This is a genomic window from Mycobacterium sp. URHB0021, from assembly GCF_054057895.1.
This window is the reverse complement of the sequence record NZ_JBSRZT010000002.1, coordinates 3363587-3387251: the sequence shown is the minus strand read 5'-3', so window position 1 is coordinate 3387251 and position 23665 is coordinate 3363587. Positions and strand designations below refer to the sequence as shown.

The following is a 23665-nucleotide window of genomic DNA, read 5'->3' as shown; positions in this document are numbered from 1 at the left end:
ACGGATCAGTCCGACAAGCTCGGCCCGGTTGTGTCGCGCTCCCGACACGGGTCTGGATGCGCGGGCAGGGTATATGAGCGCCGTTGTGGGGTGCGTCTGGAGGTTCGAGCCCACCCCTGGAAGGTCTTCGACAACTGCGATTCCGTGGGATCGAAGGTGATCGTACGGTCCGACTCCAGACACCATCAACAGCTGAGGTGACCCGATAGCACCTGCCGCGAGGACCACTTGGCCGGCCGCAACTTCTACCGTGCGACCGTCACCTTCGGTGTACTGGACTCCTGTGCAGCGTCCACGCTTTATACACAGCCGATTCACCACGGCGTCTGCGATGAGCATCAGATTTGGTCGGTGGATAACCGGATCGAGATATGCATCAGCGGCACTCTGCCGTCGTCCATCCACAATGTTGAGATCGCTGAACCCGAACCCCTCTTCGAGACCGCCACTGACGTCGACGGCACGTCGGTAACCGCGCTGCAGCGCGGCGAGAAGGCACGCGACAAAGAAATGACTTGGCGGGTGGCCCGGCGCCACGGATAGTGGGCCTTGATCACCACGCAGAGTCGGATCCCCATGGGCAGCGGTCTCACTGCGCTTGAAGTATGGCAGTAGGTCGTCGAAGCTCCATCCACTAGCGGCATTGGCCTGCCATGATGCGTAACTATCGCGATGGCCTCGGGCGAATACCATTGCGTTTATCGATGAAGAGCCGCCGATGCCTCGGCCCCGTGCGAACGACGCTGCTCTACCGGTCGCAGCCTGAACAGTCGTCAGGTCACCCCAGCTGGCTTGGCTCTCTCCGAGTGACGGCCAGGAGGATGGGTCAGTGCTCGCCTCGGGCGGGGTGCCGCTACCAGCCTCCAGCACTAACACCCGGACGCGATCGTCCTCCGTGAGTCTTGCTGCCAGAACAGATCCGGCTGTTCCTGCACCGATCACGATGAAGTCGTAGAGGGGGCCTTTTTCCATATGGTGCTCCTAATCTAGTTCCTATCGCGTGCCGCGATGCCGGCGCGAGTTCACGCCACGAGCGCATGTCTCCACTTCCGTATCAAACTGGCTAGAAGAGTGGAGTTTCCATTCATAGAGTGCACGCGCCGTGAAAAGTTCTTACCTGCAGCTTCATTCGGCCCTTGTGGACCGCGCTGTCCCTCGTCATTCCGGCTGTGTAGGGCGGGTATATGTCCATAGTGGTTACCAAATTGGTTGCTTCTCTGCGAGACTCAAAATTCATCACCGCCGTTGGAGCACTCGCGGCCAGCGCCGTGCCGCGTGCTCGTAGCCTGGAGATGAATTTGAGGCCACACAGACAGCCGCTTGCACCAAGTCCCAGCCGAGGCGCCTTTAAGCCGACACCTTGGCTTAGTGTCGACCACCTCTGCATCAACAAAAAACGGGATTCGATCCCTTCCCATAACACTTGCCAAAATTAATAGTTGCGCGCAGGGCACACGTCGAGCCTCCTGAATGCCCCACGCCCGCTGTCTCCAACTGATGAGTACGCCCCGCTCCAAGCCACAAGCTTCTCGCTCCCTGCTGGCCGCGTACCACCAACTGATGCCTCGCTTGGCCTTCCACGGGTTCGACTGTCTTACACGACGTCCTTGGGCCGCTCCCCGCAAGGACGGAATCCGATGCCATCGTCGGTGGCCGACCGTGTAGTGGCCGGGGCGCGAGTTTTCATGAGTTTGAGGTTGCCATGCGCTGTTTGGTCACCGCTTCTGCTTGTCCCGCTGGGTGGAACGTGATGCTTTGCGTTCAGCCTCAGCAGGGTCGTTCAGGTCCGATCGATGAAGGCGAGCCGTCAGCTGCGACGTGGTCAAGCCGACCCGCCCAGCTCAAGGACGACGAAGGAGATCCGTGATCAAGACCCTGACCGCCATCGCCATTGCGGGGGCCGCCATCGCTTCCAGCAGCATGCCCATGCCGAACGCCGAGCCGGGCTGTACGGCCTTCGGGCTGTCCTCTGCCCTGGGCCAGGTCGCCAGCTCCACCGGGGCCTGGCTGAGCGCCCAGCCACAGGCGGAGGCGGCGGTCAACACGGCCGATGAGAACGCCAGCCGCACCTACTTCGCCGCCCACCAGGCTGAATGGTCTGACCTGCAAGGCATCGCCTCCCCGCTGCGATCCTTGCGCCAGTCATGTCCGCAGCAGGTCAGCCCCGGTGACGTCGCCCGGCTCTATGACGCGATGGCGAGCTGATCAGTCAGATCCCGACCACCGACCTGGACAGCGCGCATCAGGCGCTGGACCACATGCTGGTCAGTGTGCGCGAGCACACCGCCCAACGTGCCCTCGGTGACGGTGGGCGCTGCGGAGCTCAAAAACTCGTCGTCCTCGTCGATGAACGCAGTCGGATCGAAGGGCTCGTCGTCGGCATCATTGAAGGAGTCCGTGCCGACGTCGAGCGCCTCCGGATGCTGTTCCAGCTCCTGCAGCTTCTCGATGATCTCCACCCACATCTCCTGCGGCAAGCTGGACTTGACCGCGTCGCAGATCTAGTCGATCTGAACCTTCATCACCAACCGATCGTGGCTGTAGTCCCTGGAATCGATCAGCGACTGCAGCCGACCCGCCGCGACGATGCCGGTGTTCGCATCGACCCTGGTGTCCGAGTCGACCAGGTACTCCTAACGTCTGACGTGAGCATCTCGAACAACGCAATGGGCGTGAGCGCGGTGGCCACACCCTCGATGGCACTGGTTTGAGGCTCATCGAAGGTGGCGAGGTTCAGGAATGTAGGAAGACGCACTCGCCGAAACCCGCGCTAGTCCCCGGCGGGGAGCGGCCAACAACATTGTCGCGCGCGGTTTTGAAGACGTGTAAAGGTCGAGGTTCTGTACCTATTTTTCCCTGACCAGCCCCGTCCGGGACACATCAGTACGAAGACGGTTGCAAGTAGGCATTATCTGGTCCACCGTGGACGCTGTAGCACACTGCAGCACAGCCGTTTTCACCCTGGCCGAGCGGGTGCCCGTCTGGACGTCGGCTACCCGATAACCCTGCGCCTACCCACCCACTGACCCTAGGCCGGCGCATGGCTTCAATTGCGGCGCAACATAATCGTTCATAGTCCACCGGTGACGACCCAAACTCGACAGTTGCCGATCACCGGCCCGACCGAAGAGAGAAGCTGGAGGCGAGGACAGACCAGCAAATACCCCTGCCATCACCAATCAAATATCCACCGACGCCAACCAGTCGGTGAATCCTGGCTAAGGCCCTGATCTCATGGCCTTACGCCCGCGGCGAAGGGTTCGCAAACCAAGGCGCATTGGTCAGGCGAGCGGCCACGGCGGAGGTAACGGTTATTTCGATTCACGCTATGAAAGTTTGGTATCTCGTGGCTGAGGATTGCGGATGCTCCGCAATAACTGATCCGGCCGAGGCGAAAGGGCGGCCCGCCGTTGATATGGCAATGGTATTAAGGCGTTGTTCGATTGCGACGGTTTGACTCGGTCAGCCGTCAACTCGGATCGGTTGTTCTTCGATGTGGATCGAAGGCGTGGCATCGGAAAATCCCCACAACTACTATGGTGCGTCACCAGAACAATGTATGCACATTCGTTAGCCCTCTCTTGCGCAGCAGCATTCGCTGCCGGGAATCAAGCGCACTGAAGCCACAGGTCGGCGTCAGCGCGTTCGGCTACACACATGGCTAGCAGCGCGCCTGGGGTACGCAGGAGACAAACGGCGCCGAAGGCCGATTGGCGGTCCCATGCCGGGCGGTGTATGGCAACGCCCTCTTGACAACGGCCGCCAACTAATCGCGGCCGGCTTCTATAAGTTTGTCGGCCAGCCCCTTGGGATTGGAAAACATCAGTTCGTGTCCACCAGGCATCTGTAACAAGCGGAAAACGCCCAGCCGGCTGGTCATCCGGGGATGAAACTCCCACTCACCAGGTGGCATCACAGTATCCTCAGTGCCTCGCACATAGCTGCGAGGCGTTTGCAATGTGTGGAACTTCTTCATTTCGATCCGATCCAGGAAGGTCCGAACCGGTTGGGGTGAGAGCTGTTCGTAAGCCCATCGAGCGACCTGTAGATCAGCGTCCCCAATGTATCCGTCACGCCACAAGTCGAAAGGCGGCATCAAGGTGCCGTCCGGCGAAGTGGTAGCCAACTGGTCGATTACGACGCGGTGGCTAGGGGGCGATAGATCGTATACCGACTCGCCATCCTGTGGCACTATCCCGGCGTAGAACACAAGGCGTCGAACGCGGTCCGGGATAGTCTCTACGACTTTGCATATGACGGATCCACCGAAGCTGTGCCCCACGAGGATGACATCAGTCAGGTCGCGATCGACGATGTAATCGATCGCAGATTGGGTGCATTGAGCATGAGACACACTCTTATCGGCGTTCTTGCCATGGCCGGCAAGGGTAGGTGCGTAGGCGACGTGCCCATGCTGCTCGAGCCGCTTGATCACCCCGCCCCAGGAACTTCCGTCGTGACAGAAGCCATGGATAAGGACGAAGGTTAACATGTGATTTCTCCTTTTATAACGTTGGTGCAGTGCAACATCCGATCGTTCGTCGACAGTCAGCTACGAGAGGTGTACGGGCTGTGTCCGAGCCGACAGGTAAAGGGCGCCAAATGCCGCATGCCCGCGTATGCGATTGTTCCTACTGATCACAGCGACGTCAGGAAGGCGATCAACTGTTGGTTTACCTCGGGAGCGCGTTCCTGTTGCAGCCAGTGTCCAGCGCCGGACAAAATCTCCAGGTTGCGCAGTCCCGGCACCTGGGCGGGCAGGTCGGCCAGTGCTTGCTGGGTGTTTCCAGCGACCAAGTCGTGTTCCCCAGCGAGATACAGCACCGGTTGAGTGATCGCCGCCCCGACAAACGGCCCAAGGACCGTCGGTAGCGCGTTGAGGTTGCGGTACCAGTTGAGACCACCTCGAAGGCCGGTGCGAGAGAACTCCGAGACATAGAACGCAAGGTCGTCTTCGGTGAGCCAGGACGGCAGCCTATCGGGCTGCACGAGGTGGTCAACAAAACCGTCTCCCATTGGGTAATAACCATCCCAGCCGTTCGTGTGCACACCGTCGCCCACAATGTCACCGCTAAAGGTGTACAGAATCGCGCGTAGCGTATGGTCCACGTCGGCCTCCAGCACCGCCTCTGCCAACCCGGGCTCCTGAAACCACAGTCGGTAATACGCCCGCTCCCCTGCGGCCTGCCGCATCAGGTCGTTCATCGTCACCCCTTCCGGAAGCGCGGGAATAGGCGGACGATACGGCACGCTCAAGACCGCAACGGCGCGAAACACATCCGGGCGCATCAGCGCGCTGTACCACGCCGCCGATGCGCCCCAGTCGTGTCCCACCACCACAGCCTGCTCGACACCCGTCATCGCGACCACGCCCACAACGTCAGCCACGATATGGCTCATCGAGTACGCATCGACCGCTGCGGGTGCACTCGTCGTGCCGTACCCGCGCATATCCAAAGCCATGGCCCTGAATCCAGCGCCGGCGACCGCCGGCAATTGGTGACGCCAGGCATACCATGACCCCAGAAAGCCGTGACAGAAGACAACGAGCGGGCCCTCGCCTACCGAAACGGTATGCACTGCGATGCCGTTGACCTCCACGCGGTCATGGGTGAATTGGTCGGTGACCACGTTCATTCCTCTCTGTCGATCATTAGATAACTTGAGATCCGACCGGTCCGATACCCCGTATCGGCCGTTGCTGAGGATCGTGCCTCGGGACCTCAAAGCGCTGGATTACTTACTGCCAACACAGCGAATAACTCTCATTAGGGCGGATTTCATCCGGACACGTGGTGCGGACACAAATCTCCGTCGGCGGGTATACGGATTATGTTGCGGTCCACCGGGTTCTACCGCGAAGAAGCTCCGTATCGACGAGGATGCGTTTCCAAGCAAGGCTGCCCCGGATGATGACGATTCGTAGCAGTAGCCCTGCGGTCGACTCCCGTCGCCGTCGCAGCGCTCCTCACGATCCGCACCGACACACACCAAGCCGGGCCAGCCACGTTTTAAGCTGAGATCCACCGATTTAGGAGATGTGGGTGAGTGTGCTGAGGCGCGAGAATGTCCTTTCTTTGTAGGAGAATTGGGCGTTTGTCAGTCCGATTCACGTGCTCGCGGATGGGCATCTCGTAGGTGCAACTCTCTCATGTCCGCCCGGTGGGGGCGGTGGCGATTCGCTTGGTCTTGTGTGTTGACCACGTGTCCCGCCAGGTGGAACAGCCGCTTGCTGGACGGTGGCCCTCACCCACTTAGCTTAGGTGCAGGGCGTACTCCCCGTCGCTAAACCAAGTAGCGATTGCGATGTGCGATAGAACTTTACCGTTGGGAACCGTCGGACTGTGGGACGCGGGCCGCGCCGCGGGCCAACACTTATTGTAAGGAGGTTAGATTTATGAGTCATTTGGCGCCAGTGTTGCTATACCGCACAGGCTTTGACAGACGGAAGCTGAAATAGGTTTTGTTTCAGTTATTATCGGGGTGCGACATGAGGATCGGCCGAAGCCGACGACGATGCGATCAGTGGGTCTAGCGAATACAGCTTGCATGGAAGCGACTCTGCGGCGCCATTACCCAGTGAGTCGGACTAAATGTCGTGAGTAATCCACGGCAGCCATGAACACGAGAACCCCTCTCTGGCCGTAGCCGCGCCGTCGCACTTGACATGAGGACGGCGCTTGTGCTTCTTGCAGGCACTGCTCACTCAGCGGGTGCAGTTGGAGACCGGTCCCGCATTGCATCCGTGACTGTCCGGAAGCGATCAAATAAGCTGAGTTACAACCACTTTAATGCGGCTAACCAAGCAGTGTAGCGGCGTTTCGCCCGGTCAGCAGCTGTGCAGATTCTGGAAACGTCCGGTAAAACAGATGGATCGGAAGATGACGTGCGTTTCAAATTGTATGTCAGACAACACCGAAATCAGCTTCCTCGACATAGGTTTTACGCAACAGCCCCACCTCATACTCGACCGACTTCGGGCCGCCGGTCCGGTGAGCCGGGCCATAATGTGGGGCGGTGTTCCAGTCTGGTTGGTGACCAGATACCAGGAAGCCAAAGCCCTCCTCGCTGATCCGCGGCTGAGCAAGGACAACGACAAGATTCAGACCCTTTTCCCACCAAACCACAACGGCGCCTTTCAGTCATCGATGAACTCGAACATGCTGCAGAGCGACCCGCCAGACCACACCAGACTTCGCAAACTGGTCGTCAAGGCCTTCACCGCGCGTGCTGTGGAGAATCTACGAGGTCGGGTAGAAGAGATTGCCGACCATCTGCTCGAGCAGATCGACGATCGCGGCGTATTCGATCTCATGGAGGCGTTCGCGACGCCTCTACCTCTGCAAGTGATCAGCGAATTGGTGGGTATACAGACGTCGAACAACAAGCTATTCCGTGACTCCGTAATGGCCCTTTCAGACCAAACCGACCGTCAGGAAAAGGACACCGCACGCGCCACCTTGTCGGGTCTGCTCGCAGAGGTAATCGCCGATAGGAGAAAGAAGCCCGCCGGCGACCTGCTCAGTCGCCTGATCGAAGCGACCGACCAAGGTGACCAGCTCTCGGAACAAGAGTTGATGGCGACGTGCTTCGTCATCATCGGTGCCGGCTTCGAAACTACCGTCAATCTGATTGGAAACGGTGTCTTGGCACTGCTGCACAATCCCGCCCAACTGGCGGAACTCCGTGCAGACGCATCACTCCTCCCTGGAGCGGTCGAAGAGTTCCTACGCTTCGGCAGCCCGGTAAGCACCGCGACACCGCGGTTCACCACCGTTCCAATCACCGTAGGCGATGTAGAAATTCCCCCGAACGAGTTCGTCATGATCTCACTGCTGTCGGCCAACCACGACGAACGACATTTCGATCTACCAGCAATGCTCGACATTGCGCGAAAGCCGCAGTCTCACCTGGCGTTCGGACACGGCATCCACTATTGCATTGGCGCATCTCTTGCGCGCCTCGAAGCCAGCACTGCATTCGAGCGACTAATGACGCGGTTCCCCCACATGAAACTCGACAACACAAGACCCGTTGTCTTTCGCGACAGCACCCTGATACACGGGCTTGAGGCCTTATACATTCGATGCCGATGAACGCTTCGAGGGGTCTGCCGCACGAATAGGTGACAACCGAGATCGCTTGCCCAGGGTGGGCGGGCTGGAAGGATGTCACCATGGCAAGGCCCTATCCGAAAGAGTTCCGTGACGACGTTGTCCGGGTCGCTCGCAACTGGGACGACGGTGTGACAATCGAGCAGATCGCGTCGGATTTCGGTGTCCACCCGATGACGCTGACCAAGTGGATGCGTCAAGCCGACATCGACGACGGGGCCAGACCGGGCACCACGACCGGCGAGTCAGCCGAGCTACGCGAGCTACGTCGCCGAAACCGGCTGCTGGAGCAGGTAAATGAGGTCCTGCGTCGAGCGGCGGCGTATCTGTCGCAGTCCAACCTGCCGGGAAAAGGCTGTACCCGCTCGTGAAAGAGCTCGCCGCCGAGGGCATCCCCGTGGCGGTGACGTGCCGGGTCCTCAACCTCGCCCGCCAGCCCTACTACCGCTGGCTGGCCCAGCCCTTCACCGACGCCGAGCTGGCCGGGGCCCACCTGGCCAACGCCTTGTTCGATGCCCACCGCGACGACCCGGAGTTCGGCTACCGGTTCCTGGTCGCCGAGGCCGACGATGCCGGGCAGCCGATGGCCGAGCGCACCGCTCCTGTTCGGACAACGGCTGGTGGAGTGCGTTCAGGAAGCGCAAACGGGGCAAAAACGGGGAAGGTCGGCCCACCTGTGCACGACGATCTGGCCGGCCGCGACTTCACTGCCGATGCGCCAAATCGATTGCGGCTGTCCGATATCACCGAACACCGCACCGGCGAAGGCAAGCTCTACCTGTGCGCGATCAAGGACGTGTACTCCAACCGCATCGTGGGCTACCGCATCGACTCGCGGATGAAATCCCGGCTAGCCACCACGGCGTTGGCCAGTGCAGTCGCTCGACGCGGTGATGTCGTCGGCTGCCTGCTTCACAGCGACCGAGGGTCGCAGTTTCGGAGCCGAAAATTCGTGCACGCCCTCGGCCGCTACCACCTGGTCGGGTCCATGGGCCGCGATGGGGCGGCCGGCGACAACGCGGCCATGGAAAGTTTCTTCAGCCTGCTGCAGAACAACGTCTTGGACCGTCACCGATGGGACACCCGCGAGCATTTACGCACCGCCATCGTCACCTGGATCGAACGCACCTACCACCGCCGCAGCCGACAAGCCGGTCTCGGCCGATTGACCCCCGTCGAATTCGAAGCAGCAGACCCCAACTCGTACTGCAAGTCCTGGCTGCTGACCATCATGCGCAATATGTGGATCAGCGATTACCGCTCCGCGCTGCGCCGACCGACCGAGACTCTCGTGGCGATCGATTCAGCATACGAAGCAACACTTGCCTCACCGAAATCTCGCCAGGCAGCCCCCTCGGCCGAGCACCAAGCACTCAGTCGCGAGATCGACGCCGATATCGCCGAAATCATGGGCCACGCCGGTAATCGTGACCTCGGATGCGCCCGGGCACCACTGACACTCCGGGCGAGCACGTCAACCCCGGCAGTCACCGTCGGCACATTCGGGTCGGCCGCGACCATCGCCGATCGTTCAGCCGTCGACATCACGGTTTGGATCGCCACCGCCACCGCCACTGCGACGGCCGCCCCCAGCCACACCATCCTCCCCCGGCCCATCAGACCACCACTGGTACTCGCACGGCGTCAACCACTGTCAGCGGCATGTAATCTACACTCTGGCCTGCGGATATTGCCGCATTTTGCGTCGAAATTATAGTTACGATGTGGTCGATTTGAATTGTCTTGCTGTCAAAGGTTATTTGTCAGTGTAAGGGTCGGGATCGAGAACCCCGCCGGTCACCTTGCAGTTGCGGGTGCCTGGTTTGAATGTGACGTCCTTCAGCCAGACTGCCAACAAGCGGCTTTTCGCATCGCATCCGGAGTGATCGCGGGGATCGTTCCACGCCGGGCCGAACACGCATCGTTCACCCTTGCCGCAGCCTCGCTCATATCCGTCGACGGGCGTGATCTGGTCGACGACCTGCACATGCTGTAGAAGGCCGGCGATGTCGCCGGCGGCGGGTTGAGCGCTCGTCTGGGAACGGTGGCGGTGTCGTGGCCGATGTCGGGGTGCAGCCAGACCAGGGCACTGATTGCGGTTGCGGCGATCGCCAGCCATCGTCTGCGCCGGATCCTCATCGGACCCGCATTCTCGGTGACGGGCGCAGATGCACCGTTTTGTTCAGCGTGCGGATCTGCAGCGTACCGACGTACACCGCGGTCGCCGCCCACGAACCGAAGCCGGCGACGGGCACCAGGACGTCGACGATAGTGGGCGTGTTGCAACCAGCGGCCGTCAGGCAGCTTGCGCCAGCAGGGTGATCGGGACCGAGAGTGACCGTGGGCGCATCGGCTAAACGCTGACCGCAGCGCTGAGGCGTCCGGCCTCCGGAGGGTGCACTCCGGGTGCACGCGCCGGGATCTGGCGCCTACGTCTGGTCGGACACCCAACGCATTTCCTTGCATCCCGAGCGACGAATCGAGGTGCGTCGCTACGGCGTGCTCTTGGGCAACCGCGAGCGCTGGGATTACGACAGCGTGACCGCCCTCATCTCCAATCTAGACGCCATCGAGTCCGGGCAGTGCGGCGAGTGCGGATGAATCAGACATGGCTAAGCCTACGAAGTCCGTCGTTGTTTCTGCCGCCGCAGTTAGGGCAAGTGGGCGAACCAACACCAGAGCGTCCGCTCGGCTCGCAGGAACCGAACTGCCGGAGGGTCACATTCGTTCCGCCGGGGTCGCAAAATTGCTAGCCGAGCATTCCTCAGGATCTACCGACGCGCACAACGCACAGCGAGACGACCCGAGCAGCGCTTGACTCCTATCGAGTCGGCTCTGTCGCGCAGTGACATCTGCCGACGGTGGCATTGGTCAAGCCGGTCCCGTGGAAGTGCCGCCGCGGCCATCCGGCGTCTACGACTCCTAACGCGGCCCAATGGACGAAACAAATCGGGCGCGCAGCGTTAGCTGCTGTCTAGACGGACGACGGGATAGTCCACGCATCGGCATCGGCATCGACCGCACGACGGGTCGGGCTGGAATGGGGGCTACTGTGCCGCCGTTGTCGGGGCTCGTCATAGCCTCGGGCCATGGCCGAGACCGATACCTCCAAAGACTTGCAGCAATTCCGCCGCGACACATTTGGGACCAACACAAACGGCGAGACAATGCCCCCCGCATTCCTGACGGTGTTACGACACCTTGTCACCGGGGCGGACGCTGTGCTCGGTACAAAGACGAGCGTCGACGAGCGGCAGGGGTTCTGGCTACGCGGACGAAGCCTTGGCGTGCTGTCCTGCCGCGGAATGAGTGATGAGGACGCGCAGATCGACGGTCGGGTGATTCGACTCGATGCCCTTCGCGATGTCCATCTTGAGGTGCCCATGGAGTACAACCGGTGGGAGAATTCGAGCACGTATGGTCGGGTTCTGACGATCGACGGTGACATCAAATTCAGTTCCGCTCCGGGCGCAGCGTCAGCCGATTTGTTGAGCCGAATCGAAGACTTCATCGATCGCGTGCTGATTTTGATCGCCGGTGGGAGCACCTGAATACTAGCCATTGGCGCGATTAGGGAGGGCCGCCGTCCCGACAGTGGGCGACGTCGACCGTAACGCTCTTCGACGTCACGCCGAGATGACGTGGCTAACAGTTGCGGCGGTGAGTACTGCCCGTCCAAACGTGTCGAATCGGTTAGCGGCACCGGTCGGGATAAGGCGGCTGGCCGCAATCACGCGTGACTGATTTGCGCCTATCGGTCGTGGATCGGGATCACTGTCGCGATTCGACGTACCGGCGGCCTCGTCGGCGCGAGGAAGCGCGCCGGCATTGACGCTTCGGCCTTCAACTTCGCTCGGAGTGGCCGTAAGCCCTTGTCGGGCATTCCGCGCTCGTATTCAGGTCACAAATTGAGCACTAGTTTGGCCGGCGGCACTTTGTCGGGTCGATGTGGTGCACTGGATGCTGTGAATTCTTCGTTGCTCATCGATCAGCGGTCGGCGTCGCTGGCCGCAGCCGAACCGGACGTGCGCAGGTGGGCTAGCGGTCGCCGCGTCTTTGTGTCCAGTCTGATCACCGACATGCCAGCTGAGCGCTCGGCAGTGCGTGCAGCAATCGAGGCAGTCGGTGCGACCCCGGTGATGTTTGAGGATCTTGGAGCGCAGGACATCTCCGCGGAGCAGGCGTACCTCGCAGGGGTGCGGAGTTCGGACATCTACGTCGGCATGTGGGGTACTCGTTACGGGGTGCGGATGTCGGATGGTTACTCCGCCACCCACGCTGAATACTTGGAGGCGGAGCGCAATGGGCTGCGGCTATGCTTGTTCGTGCACGGCGAGGCTTCAGGCGAGATGGACTGGGCGCAACGCGATCTCATCCAAGGCGCACGCAATCTGTACACGACCAGTCCGTGGACCGATCCCGCTGACCTCCGGCACCGGGTTCAGCGGCGCCTGGAAGCTCTCGCGTCCGAGGATCTTGCGCCGTGGGTTCGCGTTGGCCGTGCGGTATTTCGGGCGACGGACATCGTCGACGACGGAGGCACAATCGCGATCACAGCTGACGTCCGCAGCGGAGCGGTGCACACAAGTTTGGTCCAACTGCGCCAACAGCGTGGCGGCACATTGCCGTTCGCCTCTCCGAGCTTGGCCCGGATCGTGCAGTTTGCCGAACTGTCGACCCGCACACTTTGGGGTACTTGGCGCCATAATCGACCTCGAAGGCTTTGATGGCCAGCTGGGCCTTCTCGATGTCCTCGGCGGTGTAGATGTCCCTGATCGCGGCCAACGCCCCAGGATGCGCCGACTTAGGCAGCCCGGCAAGGACATTAGCTTTTTTGTGAAACCAGCAGCGCTGCTCACGGGTCACCGGGAACACCTCGCGTACGGCTTTCCAGAAGCCGAGTGCCCCGTCGCCGACGGCCAGGACCGGGGCGGTCATCCCGCGGCGGCGGCAATCCCGCAAAAGGTCAGCCCACGACTCAGCAGATTCCCGATACCCGTCGGTGATCGCGACGAGCTCCTTGCGGCCATCGGCACGCACCCCGAGCATCACCAGCAAGCAGAGCTTCTCCTGCTCGAGGCGGACCTTGAGGTGGATGCCGTCAATCCACAGGTACACGTAGTCGGTACCCGACAGGTCGCGTTGCCCGAGAAGGCCTTGGCCTCGTCTTGCCACTGCGCGGTGAGCCGGGTGATCGTCGTGGCCGACAGACCAGCGCCGGATCCCAGGAACTGCTCCAACACGGGCCCGAAGTCACGGGTCGACAAGCCATGCAGGTACAGCGGCAACACCTCACTCATCTGTGGGGACTTACGTGCCCAAGCCGGCAAGATAGCCGAGGAAAACCGTTGCCGCTCACCAGCATCGGGATCGACACGTTTGTCGTTGACACGCCGCGCGCGAACCGCCACCGCGCCCGCGGCAGTGAGCACCTCTCGCTGATGGTGATAACCGTTGCGGACCACCAGCCGATGACCGTTCTCATCCACCTCGCCGGCGTGGGAATCGATGTAGACGGTCACCTCAGCCTTTAGCGCCGCGGCCAACATCTGCCGGGCACCGTCGCAGACAATCTTATCCAACACCGACCGACGGCCAGCACCCTCGTTGGCTGACTCCGTGTCGTGAACTACCGTAATCAAGGGCGTACCTTCCAGAATTCAGCGCTCCAACGCCGGCTCTTGATCAGAAACGAAATGGACTACAGATCATCCTCGGGAAGGTGCGCCCACACTCACGCCACCACACCAAGGCTCATCCACAAGTTCTGATCATTGCTCCAGCTGATCACTCCGGCATTGAGTAGCCTCGCGCCCAAGCGAATACATGTCGGGACGCGTCGCCGGCCTTTTGATGTCGGTGAAGAACATTTCCTATGGGTTGCATCCGCTCGCCACGACGCAGTCTATTACGCAGAGCGGTACCTGCAGTCGGGGAAGGTCGAACATCGCACCGGAATCGACGACCGCGCCCAATGTTTATGAGGGTAACAGCGTTGTTATCACGCCGCTGGCTGAAAGCACCCGGGCGGTGTACCGCTACCGCGTCCGCGACAGTGTTCGATTGGCCTGCGGCACAGCGTGACCAATCATCTCGTGAGCCGGCTATCCACGAAGGATCAGTTGTCCCGCTGTGTGACACACCCCCTTGAACGGGCTACCTTGACTGCCTTTAGTTGAGGGCAGTAACCCGCGCAGCGACGGCGCCAGTTGACCGCATGGCAACGCATACCGCATGGCAACGCATACCGCTTGGCCGCTGCCGGCGGATCATCGGCAAACTGGTCCGTAAAAACAGCTGTCGCAGCGGACTGCAGCTCAACCCTGACTTCTAACAGAGTCAGTTACCGGTTCGGAGAAGGATTTGACAGGACGACGACGCGATTATTTGTACCTTGGTGATTTCGCGGACGAGCGGGCTCAGCTCGACGGCATTAGAGCGCTATGGGATCCGGGCAGTCGGACGCTGCTCGAGGAGGTTGGGCTCAAAGCGGGGTGGCGGTGCCTAGAAGTCGGCGCCGGAGGCGGTTCGTTAATCGAGTGGATGGTCGGGCGGGGCGCGGCGGTGACCGCTGCTGACATCGACACCCGGTTCGTCACACACCACCTCTCGGCAGACGTTAATGTTAGCTGCCTGAATATCGTTACCGATCAACTGCCTGCGGGTGAGTTGGACCTAGTTCATGCGCGGCTGGGACTCGAGCACCTCGGTGATCGCAGAGCCATCCTCGACCGGCTCGCGTCGACGCTCCGTCCGGGGGGCTGGATCGTCATCGAGGATTACAAACTCACATGCTTGAGTCTCAGTGATCAGTCATACCTTGAGGCGAGTGTGCGCGCGATCGTCGGATTCATGGAACAGGCCGGCTTCGACGTAAGTTACGTGCGCACACTGCTGTCCGACCTTGCCGATGCCGGCTTCACCGATATTCGAGGAGAGGGCCGCGCCCGGATCGTCGACGCTGGGCCTCCGGGTTTCGACTTTTTCAAGCTCTCGTTTGAGAGCATCCCGGATACCGCCGCCCAGGCTGGTGCGTTGTCTGAAGCCGACGCCGACGCCGACGCAACCGCTGCCCGCTTCGCCGATCAAAGCATGCGGATCTTCACGCCAATGCGGCTGACTGGTGCGCAGGCACTCGTCGGGATGGCTGCAATCGCCTGCCGCATCTAATCTGACCATCGACAACACCGCGATACTCGCTTCCAGCAGGGCATCGAAAGGAGAGACGGCACATGCCGAGAAGTGGTCCCGCATGAGCGGCCGTTGTGATCTTTGGTGGCGGTGTGATCGGGGCTAGCATCGCCTATCACCTCGCCGCCGCCGGTGTGCGCGAGGTTGTCCTCGTGAACGCCACGAGCTGTCCAGCGGATCGACCTGCAAAGCCGCTGGCGGTGTACGCGCCAGTCTCGGCCATCCCGCCAACATTGCCCCCGGCATGCGCGGACTGGAGGTTTACGCGAAGTTCGACGAGAACTCTACGGCCAGGACATCGATTTCCGTCGCGAGGGCTACTTGTACGTGCTGTCCGATGAGAGCAGCCTGCAAACGTTCACCGAACGCGTCGCCCTGCATCACCGGCACGGCCTACGAAGCGTCATGGCGAATACCTCTGAAGGTCAACGCATTCACCGCTGATCCGCATCGACGACATGGTGGGCGCCTGCTGGTCTCCACAGGACGGCGACGCTACCCCTGAAGCCGTAGTCATGGGGTATGCCGCCGCGGCACGCCGGCACGGCGCGCATATCGCCCCGTCACGGCGAAGTCCGCCAAAGGGTGCGAAGCTCCCTTCATGGGTGGCCGTATGACGCGAGCTACTTGCGCTCACAGGCCAGGCACCGAACAACCCGACCTTCCGGCTCATCGTCGCGGAAGCCGCCACCATCGCCCACTGCAGCGCCCTGGGATCTGCCAACGAGGTATCTCGCTCAGCGCCCGATACCGCCGCACTACCACTACCGCGGGCTCATGTGTCCGGATCTGCGTAGACGCGCCTAAATGAACTGATTGAGCGAGATACAACCAAACCCTCTGGCGCCGCGGTGAGTTGGTCCCAAAGGCGCGGACCCCCGAGAGGAAAAGTCGGTTCCAGTCGAAGGTCAGCTGGTACTTCCGAAGCAGGCTACTCAGCATTCAGTTGGAAGCGACAGGGAGGAGACTGCTTACTCACCGAGAACCCATGATGCTCGCGGCGTCTGCCAGGCACCGCCAAGACCGCTTCGCGGGCATCGCCGTCAAAATGGTCGGACAGGGCGACGTCAGTCATGAGGTGACGGAGGTCCCGAGGAAGACGCGTCGTCGGTGCCGCGCATTGGTTGAAAGTCGAGTAAAACCTTTTCTGTTACCGAGCCTTTCGCCACATTTGAGATATCACCGGGCTGCCGGGAGGTAGGGTCACTTCGCCGATGACCTCGAATCCGAACCTCTGGTAGTACGCCACGTTCACTGGATTGGTGCACTCGAGGTATGTCGGTGCGTGCTCAGCGTCGCACCGCATGAGTCCCGAGCGCATCAGTTCGCGGCCAAACCCTGCACCTCGCACAGATGGATCACTACCGATAAATCCTAGATACCAGTGCGGCTCCTCGGGATGATGCTTTGCGACCCGCTCCAACATGTTCTGGATGTAGAGGCTACGTCTGCCAAGCGCCAACAACATGCCCGGCAGCATCCGCAATTGTTCACGTCGAGGCTCTCTCCACCGACCTGGAGGTGACCAGAGCGTGGCGGCTCCGATCACCGAGCCGTCCATCGCGACCTGCACACCGTCGCCGGCCAGGTAGTGATGGAGGGTCAAGGTAGCGAACACCAGCCGAAGACTGCGGGGGCGAGATTCGTTGCTTGGCAACAACCAACTCATCACCGGATCGTCGTAGAACGCCCGGCCCAACACCCCGGACAGGTCCGGCACATCAGATCGTCGCCCGGTGCAAACCGCAATGGTCATTGCATTCCTTTCCTCTTAACTGCTTGAGACACTGTGAGACTGATGCCACCAAGGCTGGTGACACGAGCACTGCGTTAACGACACACCGTGATGATGCGTGCCCGCACCAGCCGCCTCATTCCTCGTCGCCTTCCTCGCCGCTGCTCGGTCGAACACGGTCGTTTAGTAGTCCCTTGCGCGCGTCACCACCCAACTTCGCAGATCCGGTGCTACGGGCCGGACATGGCTGTAGGCGATGCAGGGCGCCTCCCTTTCACCGGTCGCGACTCCGAGGGCCGGCGTCTCGTCGAGTCGTCGGCGACGGCGTCAATCAATGCAGGTGATCGGCGGTGAGTAGCTCCCCACTCGCCACTGGCTCGTCTTGGAATGGTTACCGGCCTGCCGTCCGATCAGTCACGATGCCGTATCGGCTTTCATTCGCTCTGCGGTGCGTTCGGCGATTGCCACTACCGTGGCGTTCAGATTGGCGCTGACGATGTCGGGCATGATCGAGGCGTCAGCGACCCGGAGTCCTGCGACGCCGTGCACGCATAGCTCGGCGTTGACGACGCCGAGTGAATCACTGCCTATCCGACAGGTTCCCGCGGGGTGGAATGACGTTCCCGAGGATCGGCGCATGTAGTCGCGGACCCGCTTCAAGGAGCAGAACGCGAACGTTGGCTTCTGAAAGTCGGGCCGCCAGAACCGATCCCGTGGTACCGCCGCCGATAACGACATAGTCGTAGCTGGCTTGCATGAGAGCTGCTTCTAGCTCTTCCTACAGATAGCACGTGCCGAAAGGCCACCGCTAGCGATCGGACAGTTGCGCCCAGTGACCTCTGGCGACATGACATCACATCGATGAGTTGCATGAACTACACAACGACGACGGCGCTATGCTGTTCAACTGTGTGTGCCGCGTGGTGGAACAGTCGGCCGATCGCGCCAGATCGGCCTACATCCATCTAGGGTTGGTCCCGACGATGCAGTTGCGGTGCAAGTTGCCGCCGTCATTGGGTCTGTCTGCGGCACGATCAAGTGACAGTTTGGTCACGCGGGCTGACTGGACGGTGTGGTCGTGATTGCTTCGAATCAGCCGGGTCAACCTCCCGAAGCCGGTCTGGCGTCGACAGCGCTAATAGGTCCGTTCGACCCAAGACAATTGGCGATCCTCCGTTTCTCCTGGGTGGCCCACTCGCGGTGGTCGAGCACGTTCTTCTACAGCTGAACAAGCTCTCCTTGGTCGCATTGTCGCTCGGCGGCACGGACGCAACCCCTCGATCCAGCCATTTCGCAGCGGCCCATACTGCGCACGAAGCTTCCTGATCTGAACCGAGATCTACCATCGGAGCGCAGAATTCAGCCGCCGTTCTCGCCACGGCGCCACCGCAGCTATGCAGCGGTCGCCACCAACCGATTTTCACGCGCGAGTCCATGCAGCATCCGATGATGCGGCCGGAGAGTGACCGCTCGTGCACTTGTCCCGTGTTCGAGTTAAAATCGCGGAATGGCAATCTGGTGGAAACAGAGGGCCACCGATAGTTCGTTTTTGGCGCAGGCCGCTGGTGACTAGTCCATCGCTACACCGATTTCCGTCAATGGCAGTAGGCTCCGCGCAAGTGTCGATCCGCTGTCTCACAACCCAAGCGGGCTTGGGTCTACGGCATACCTCACATTACTGACCATCGACACTCGGCATTTTGTCGTCGATGCGAAAGTGCGAGAGACGGTACCCAACAATATCAGCGACAGCAGGCAAGTCTCCAAGGGGCGAGTGAACAACAAGGCGCCGCATGAGGGAATTTTCGTCCGACACAGCGCTCCCGTCAGTGTTTGGCTGCTGAACGGCATGCGTCGCCGCCTACTACCGGCTCGTGACAGGGGCGGTTATGCCAACTTCTGTTGATGATGTTGAAGGCGCCGACGAGGATGCACGAGTGCCGCGGCGACCGGCATGAGTACCGCGGGGTGTAGCAGCTCGCTCCGTGGCGCCACCAGGTTCATAACCTTCCAGAACTGCTCGGCAACAGCGGGATTCGACTCTGCGCACCGCAAGACGCGGTCTGTGTACCAGTTTGACCAACGCATGGCAAGGGTCGGCTTACCAGAGACTCCGGGCAATGTGAGGTCGGAGCTCACCGCCATATTCCATGCGACCCGTGTGGCTTTGGCAGCGCCGGCGAAGAAGCGACGTGCCACATCCTTTTCGCCCGACGCCAACGCTTCACGAAGAGCCAAGGCGTCCAATGTCGCGATTGTCATCCCCTGGCCATAGACGGGATTGAAATTGCAATATGCGTCACCAGTAACGACAAGGCCCTTCGGCAATCCGCGCAGCTTGTCGTAGCGGCGCCAGCAGCTCGAAGCAGTATGAAACCGTGCAGATTGACCAATTGGCTCAGCGCGCCGAAGCGATTCCGCCACATGTGGCGGAGCCAGTTCATCGACGACATCAAGCATCTGACTTATATCTGACGGCGGTTCATACGCGCCGATCCCCACCAGCGTCAGCATCGACGTGTCGTTCTCGCAGGCGAACCACCCCAATCCTTTTCCAGTTGAGGTAAGCGTGTCGAAAGCATTTATGGCGATTTCCGGCGGCCTTATGGGGGACAACCGGAACAGTTGACTGCTGTAATTAATTCGGACCACTAGCTTATCCTCGATGGGGCGTGGATAGCCTCGGCTCTCCAGTAGCACTGGCATGCGCGACCCGCGGCCCGAGGCGTCGACGACCAGGTCGGCTGAGAGGAGCGCTTCTTCACCGTTGTCCTGGTCGTGTGCGCGGATACCGCAGATACGGTCATCCTCGACGAGCACGTCGATGAAGTCGTACCCTTGGTAGGGCTGAACATTACTCAGTCTCAACACATGTCGGCGAAGGTGAAATTCCACGAACGGCCGAGTCGCACTGTAGATGAGTGTTGAGTGCAGGTCCGTGAATCGACCATGCCGCGCGAGTCGATGCCCAGCGACGGAGAAATCCAACTTGGTCAGATCCCCGTCCTCCCACACTGGCGCACCGCTGGCCACCAGTTCTTCGAGCAGCCCGGGAAACAGTTCCGACATCGCCAACGAACCCCGCCGCATGAGGACATGACTGTGTCGTCCCTGCGGAACTCCACGCCGATTCTGCGGTGCATCGGCAAACCGATCCCGTTCTACGAGTATGACCGTGTCATAGAAGTCGGCCAAAACCCGCGCGGCCAGTAGCCCTGCGATGCTTGCGCCCACCACAATGGCGCGCTCGCCAAGATGCTTCATAGTCCTCTTCCTTTGTGATCATTGCGACACAGTGCTGTTAGCTTGGGTTCTCGTGTGCGGTCATTGCCTATTCAGCTCTATGGCGCCATAGATCGTGGAAACGCGTCGCGGATTCGGCGGCGAGCATGAGCAGCGCACAGTTGATTTCAAGGTGGTTGCGCGGCGGCGTGGCACACTTTTCGCCCACGTGTTCGTTTTTGATTTGGTGGCGTAATGCCGTAGTGACCACTCTGATGCCACTGACTTCCTCCTGTAATGCATTCCCTGCCAGCGATTGCAAGGTACGCGGCCGCGAGCGTCAATCACCTTTGAAATTAGGGTCCAGGGCCCGCCGAGTTTTCACGTGGTTGAAGTTGCCATGCGTTACCCCGTCAGCGCCTCGGCTTGTCCCGCTGGGTGGCACGTGATGCTTTGCACCCGGACCCAGCAAGGTTGATGCCAGTAGCAGGATTGGCGGTAGCTGACCCCGCAGCCGCTGCCCATACTTGAAGGAATAGATGACGATGATCACCTGCCGAACACTGACGTGGTGGCCAGGTGGAGGCTTCAGAGAAGCGACGATTGGGGGATGACCTATGCGATACACCGTTGACGCGAAGCGTATTAACCACGCGTCACGAGTTTGTTGACAGAGCGGTCGCATTACAGCCGTTGCTCCGCGATCACAACGGCGCCGGGGGACTCTTTCGCCCCGTGCCCGAAGTCGTTATTGAGGCGCTGACGGCGGCCGTTACTGTGCCTACGGAAACTGTAGTGCTCGAACCGCTTTGACAGCCGCTTAGTTTCCGAAATCCTTTGACCATTAACCTCGCAGCGGCGTTGAGCGGTTTGAGACCGGGGCTTGGCAAGTGTCGGTCTCTTGGGCGAGCTCGCTGTGCGCGTCCGCAATCGACGTGCTGCGTAGTTGGGCGTTGATCTTCTCATGCAGACCGATTTTGCGTTCGGCCACCCCAACGTTGGTTCCGCCTAATGGAACACCAGAGATCTCCCCAGATGCGGTGGGCCGTTGATCCTGGTGTCGGAGCCGCATGAAATGTCCTCCGACCAGGATCGCGCTCATCTTTCTTTCAGATAGCCGGTGTCCATCACACATGATGTCCGATCCCAATCCTCGACTAGGAGAAGAGCATGCAAATTTCCAAACGGCCTTACCCCACCACTGGGCTTTTGTTCGTGGCAGCCGGCGCGATAGTCGCAACGGCGATCACACCGCCTCCTCAGGGTCAACTGCCCATCGCGCACCACCTCGCCGTCCACATGACCGCACTGGAATCCGCCTTCGTGCCGCGACACGCAGCCAGCGCCGCCATCGTCCATGTGCTAGCCGAAGCGGTCGAGGAAATCGTCTCCGCCAAGGCGTCCGTCGTGCGATCTACTGCCGACTACACCCCGATGCAGCCCTCCAGCAGTACCCCGCCCGGCGCTACCCTGAAGGTGCTGCAGGACAGTTCGGCGCACCGCGGTGACCCAGCCAACCAGCAACATGACGCCACCGTCTTCTTGGCGGGCCCCAAATCCGAAGATTCGAGCGAATCGAGGGCGTTGATCAACGCCGAGACTCCGTCGGCCATGGCCAATGTCTCAGGCGGCCTTCCCGATATCGGAGGCGATATCTTCAGCGCTGTAGCGTTTCTCGCGATCGTTACGGTCGAGAACGCTGCGAATGTGCTCGGGTCTGTACTCACGTTTAACCCAGCACGGATTGCCGATGCGGTTCGTGAATTCGGCACTGTGGAGAGCGTCGCGGTCGGTCTGATCGCACGTGCGATTGGTGGCATCTTTGCGGCAGGACTTACAAACGGTGCCGCCACGGCATCCGCGGTGGGCCTCGTGAAGGGCGGCACGTCCAACGGCCCCACAAGCGCTCCGGCAACCGTTACGACTGGGGACATCAAACCGAAGACTTCCATCGTGCACCTCGCCAATGCCAGTCAGGGCGGCGCCCAGACCGGTCAGGCGTCCGACACAGAATCTGCCGGGACCTCGGCCACCAAACCCGGCCACGTCTCTTCAGCCACCAAGCACGACACCACCAAACCCGGCAACGTCGCAACCACCAAGCACGACACCACCAAACCGGGCAACGTCGCAACTACCAAGCACGACATCACCAAGCGCAGCGTGGCTGCACACCACATCGGCGCTACTGGGCAATCCGGTGACCGCCGGACCGCCAAGAAGACTGGCACCAAGACACACAGGCACGTCGCCTGACCTTTGGATTCATCAGCACCCACAAATCAGGGATACCTGTCTGATCGCTCGTTGCATCACAGCACCCGCCAGACACACATCTCGCCCAGCGTCTCGTTCAGACCGTCAAGCTGGCCGTGAAAACTGCGTGCGCGTGAGCTAACTGTAGGCGGGCCTGCCGTGGGCGGCATCCTCAATGAACCGCGCTTCAACAAAACTCACCCCTGCGAATCGCTCACCCTGTGCGGCAATGCGGCGGTGCGATCCGCACGCCGCTAAGGACACGCGGTTGGGACAGCACGTCGCACATGGTCCCGTGGTCTCCTGATAACCTGCGCGGCACCGGGATCATGCTTAAGGCGTCGGAAGGTCCACGGTCTACTGGGGAACACTCAATTGCGGTTTCGGATTGTGTGGACGCGTCAAACGTGGCGAAGAGATCACCTTGACGGAGCGCGGTGAAGTGATTGCGCGGATAGTCCCCGCTTCCGCCGGGCCTCTTGTCGAGCTGACAGCACTGGGAGGGTGTAACCCGCGACAGTGCATGGTCGGGCCCCTCGGCCCACGGTCGCTATGCGTGGAGACATTGACGCTGGCACCCTAATACAGCGTATGAGAGCAGACGAGAGGTACTAGGCGATCTACCTTGATACCGGCGCTGGTCAAGCTCATCCGGATCGAAGCTGAGTCCGACCCGCTGGCGACTGGCTCGATGAAAACATCGAGTCCGTCGGATCACATCAATTTTGGCCGAGGTAGAGCGCCGAAGAGCTATCCGCGCCGTCGACCCAGACGCCCTAGTGGGCGGTACCGTGGTGCTAGCGAGGCTAGACCGCTTGAGATTGACCAGTCATTCGCGCCACTGCCACCGCCTACCCTGGCCCCGGACTGCGATCACTGGACGCCATCCATCTGGCCACCGCTCAAACTGCCTCAGCCACTGCACCATTCACCGCACTGGTTACCTACGACAGCCGCCTGGGAGGCAGCCCGGCAACTGGGGATTACGGTAACCGCACCCGGCAGCAAGGCATGACATCTGCACTCTCAGAGGCCGACCGCCGACTTACCGTGACGGTGTCGCGGCTCGGTGCTCAATCTCCGTCCAGCGTGACAAGCTTGCCCACCGGCAGCCACCCAGGCCATAGCCACGAAACCCATTCGGGCC

The 23665-nt window shown here is 60.9% G+C and carries 15 protein-coding genes and 6 pseudogenes; 11 read left to right on the top strand and 10 right to left on the bottom strand.

The genetic code is table 11. From position 1 onward, the window contains the following. Positions 1-147 precede the first annotated feature (147 nt). Positions 148-972: pseudogene (locus tag ACVWWN_RS18905) on the bottom strand (GMC family oxidoreductase); the annotation flags it as partial. 891 nt (positions 973-1863) lie between these two features. On the opposite strand from ACVWWN_RS18905, the gene ACVWWN_RS18900 reads away from it, so the two are divergent. Beyond that, entirely contained in the window at positions 1864-2205 is a 342-nt protein-coding gene (locus tag ACVWWN_RS18900) for a hemophore-related protein (protein WP_457145221.1), read from the top strand. On the opposite strand, the gene ACVWWN_RS18895 is transcribed toward ACVWWN_RS18900, so the two are convergent. The 3 genes from ACVWWN_RS18895 to ACVWWN_RS18885 all read right to left on the bottom strand — a co-directional run bounded on the left by ACVWWN_RS18895 (position 2184) and on the right by ACVWWN_RS18885 (position 5637). Beyond that, complete coding sequence (locus ACVWWN_RS18895; RefSeq protein ID WP_457145220.1) at positions 2184-2459, bottom strand: hypothetical protein; 276 nt, start codon at positions 2457-2459, stop codon at positions 2184-2186. The two genes, ACVWWN_RS18900 and ACVWWN_RS18895, sit on opposite strands and share 22 nt — an antisense overlap. 1307 nt (positions 2460-3766) lie before the next feature. Next, positions 3767-4492 carry an alpha/beta fold hydrolase gene (locus tag ACVWWN_RS18890; RefSeq protein WP_457145219.1) on the bottom strand — a complete coding sequence of 242 codons (726 nt, stop codon included), beginning with the start codon at positions 4490-4492 and terminating at the stop codon, positions 3767-3769. A 146-nt stretch (positions 4493-4638) separates the two neighbouring features. Next, complete coding sequence (locus tag ACVWWN_RS18885) at positions 4639-5637, bottom strand: alpha/beta fold hydrolase (RefSeq protein ID WP_457145218.1); 999 nt, start codon at positions 5635-5637, stop codon at positions 4639-4641. Between the two features lie 1397 nt (positions 5638-7034). On the opposite strand from ACVWWN_RS18885, the gene ACVWWN_RS18880 reads away from it, so the two are divergent. Next, on the top strand, positions 7035-8096 hold the full coding sequence (locus tag ACVWWN_RS18880) for a cytochrome P450 family protein (RefSeq protein WP_457145217.1): 1062 nt from the start codon (positions 7035-7037) through the stop codon (positions 8094-8096). Positions 8097-8176: 80 nt separating this feature from the next. Continuing rightward, positions 8177-9303 (top strand): annotated as a pseudogene (locus tag ACVWWN_RS18875) (IS3 family transposase); the annotation flags it as partial. Positions 9304-9870: 567 nt separating this feature from the next. Here ACVWWN_RS18875 and ACVWWN_RS18870 read toward each other — a convergent pair. Then, entirely contained in the window at positions 9871-10101 is a 231-nt protein-coding gene (locus ACVWWN_RS18870) for a hypothetical protein (protein ID WP_457145216.1), read from the bottom strand. A gap of 419 nt (positions 10102-10520) precedes the next feature. Here ACVWWN_RS18870 and ACVWWN_RS18865 point away from each other — a divergent pair, with 419 nt between their 5' ends. The 3 genes from ACVWWN_RS18865 (at position 10521) to ACVWWN_RS18855 (ending at position 12841) form a co-directional block, all read left to right on the top strand. Next, positions 10521-10715, top strand: coding sequence for a hypothetical protein (locus ACVWWN_RS18865; protein WP_457145215.1), 195 nt, complete (start codon positions 10521-10523; stop codon positions 10713-10715). Positions 10716-11203: 488 nt separating this feature from the next. Further along, entirely contained in the window at positions 11204-11665 is a 462-nt protein-coding gene (locus tag ACVWWN_RS18860) for a hypothetical protein (RefSeq protein WP_457145214.1), read from the top strand. A gap of 414 nt (positions 11666-12079) precedes the next feature. Next, entirely contained in the window at positions 12080-12841 is a 762-nt protein-coding gene (locus ACVWWN_RS18855; protein ID WP_457145213.1) for a DUF4062 domain-containing protein, read from the top strand. On the opposite strand, the pseudogene ACVWWN_RS18850 reads toward ACVWWN_RS18855, so the two are convergent. Further along, positions 12783-13756: pseudogene (locus ACVWWN_RS18850) on the bottom strand (IS256 family transposase); the annotation flags it as partial. The gene ACVWWN_RS18855 and the pseudogene ACVWWN_RS18850 sit on opposite strands and share 59 nt — an antisense overlap. Before the next feature lie 721 nt (positions 13757-14477). On the opposite strand from ACVWWN_RS18850, the gene ACVWWN_RS18845 reads away from it, so the two are divergent. Continuing rightward, the gene (locus ACVWWN_RS18845) at positions 14478-15284 is read left to right on the top strand and encodes a class I SAM-dependent methyltransferase (RefSeq protein ID WP_457145212.1); all 807 of its coding nucleotides are present in this window, start codon (positions 14478-14480) and stop codon (positions 15282-15284) included. Between the two features lie 95 nt (positions 15285-15379). Beyond that, positions 15380-15646: an FAD-binding oxidoreductase gene (locus tag ACVWWN_RS18840; RefSeq protein WP_457145211.1), complete on the top strand. Its 267-nt coding sequence runs from the start codon at positions 15380-15382 to the stop codon at positions 15644-15646. 809 nt (positions 15647-16455) lie between these two features. Here the strand turns inward: ACVWWN_RS18840 and ACVWWN_RS18835 are convergent. From ACVWWN_RS18835 to ACVWWN_RS18820, 4 genes and pseudogenes are all read right to left on the bottom strand, one after another. Next, positions 16456-17061, bottom strand: a complete 606-nt coding sequence (locus tag ACVWWN_RS18835) for a GNAT family N-acetyltransferase (protein WP_457145210.1) — start codon at positions 17059-17061, stop codon at positions 16456-16458. A 393-nt stretch (positions 17062-17454) separates the two neighbouring features. Then, positions 17455-17679 carry a GMC oxidoreductase gene (locus ACVWWN_RS18830; protein ID WP_457145209.1) on the bottom strand — a complete coding sequence of 75 codons (225 nt, stop codon included), beginning with the start codon at positions 17677-17679 and terminating at the stop codon, positions 17455-17457. A 7-nt stretch (positions 17680-17686) separates the two neighbouring features. Then, positions 17687-17797 (bottom strand): annotated as a pseudogene (locus ACVWWN_RS18825) (NAD(P)-binding protein); the annotation flags it as partial. A 1130-nt stretch (positions 17798-18927) separates the two neighbouring features. Continuing rightward, positions 18928-20304 (bottom strand): FAD-dependent oxidoreductase, encoded by a 1377-nt coding sequence (locus ACVWWN_RS18820; RefSeq protein WP_457145208.1) that lies wholly within the window; start codon positions 20302-20304, stop codon positions 18928-18930. A gap of 1128 nt (positions 20305-21432) precedes the next feature. Here ACVWWN_RS18820 and ACVWWN_RS18815 point away from each other — a divergent pair. The 3 genes and pseudogenes from ACVWWN_RS18815 (at position 21433) to ACVWWN_RS18805 (ending at position 23533) form a co-directional block, all read left to right on the top strand. Continuing rightward, positions 21433-22518, top strand: coding sequence for a hypothetical protein (locus ACVWWN_RS18815; RefSeq protein WP_457145207.1), 1086 nt, complete (start codon positions 21433-21435; stop codon positions 22516-22518). A 388-nt stretch (positions 22519-22906) separates the two neighbouring features. After that, positions 22907-23133: pseudogene (locus ACVWWN_RS18810) on the top strand (prevent-host-death family protein). A gap of 3 nt (positions 23134-23136) precedes the next feature. Continuing rightward, positions 23137-23533, top strand: a pseudogene (locus ACVWWN_RS18805) (PIN domain-containing protein). The last annotated feature ends 132 nt before the right edge of the window (positions 23534-23665 follow it).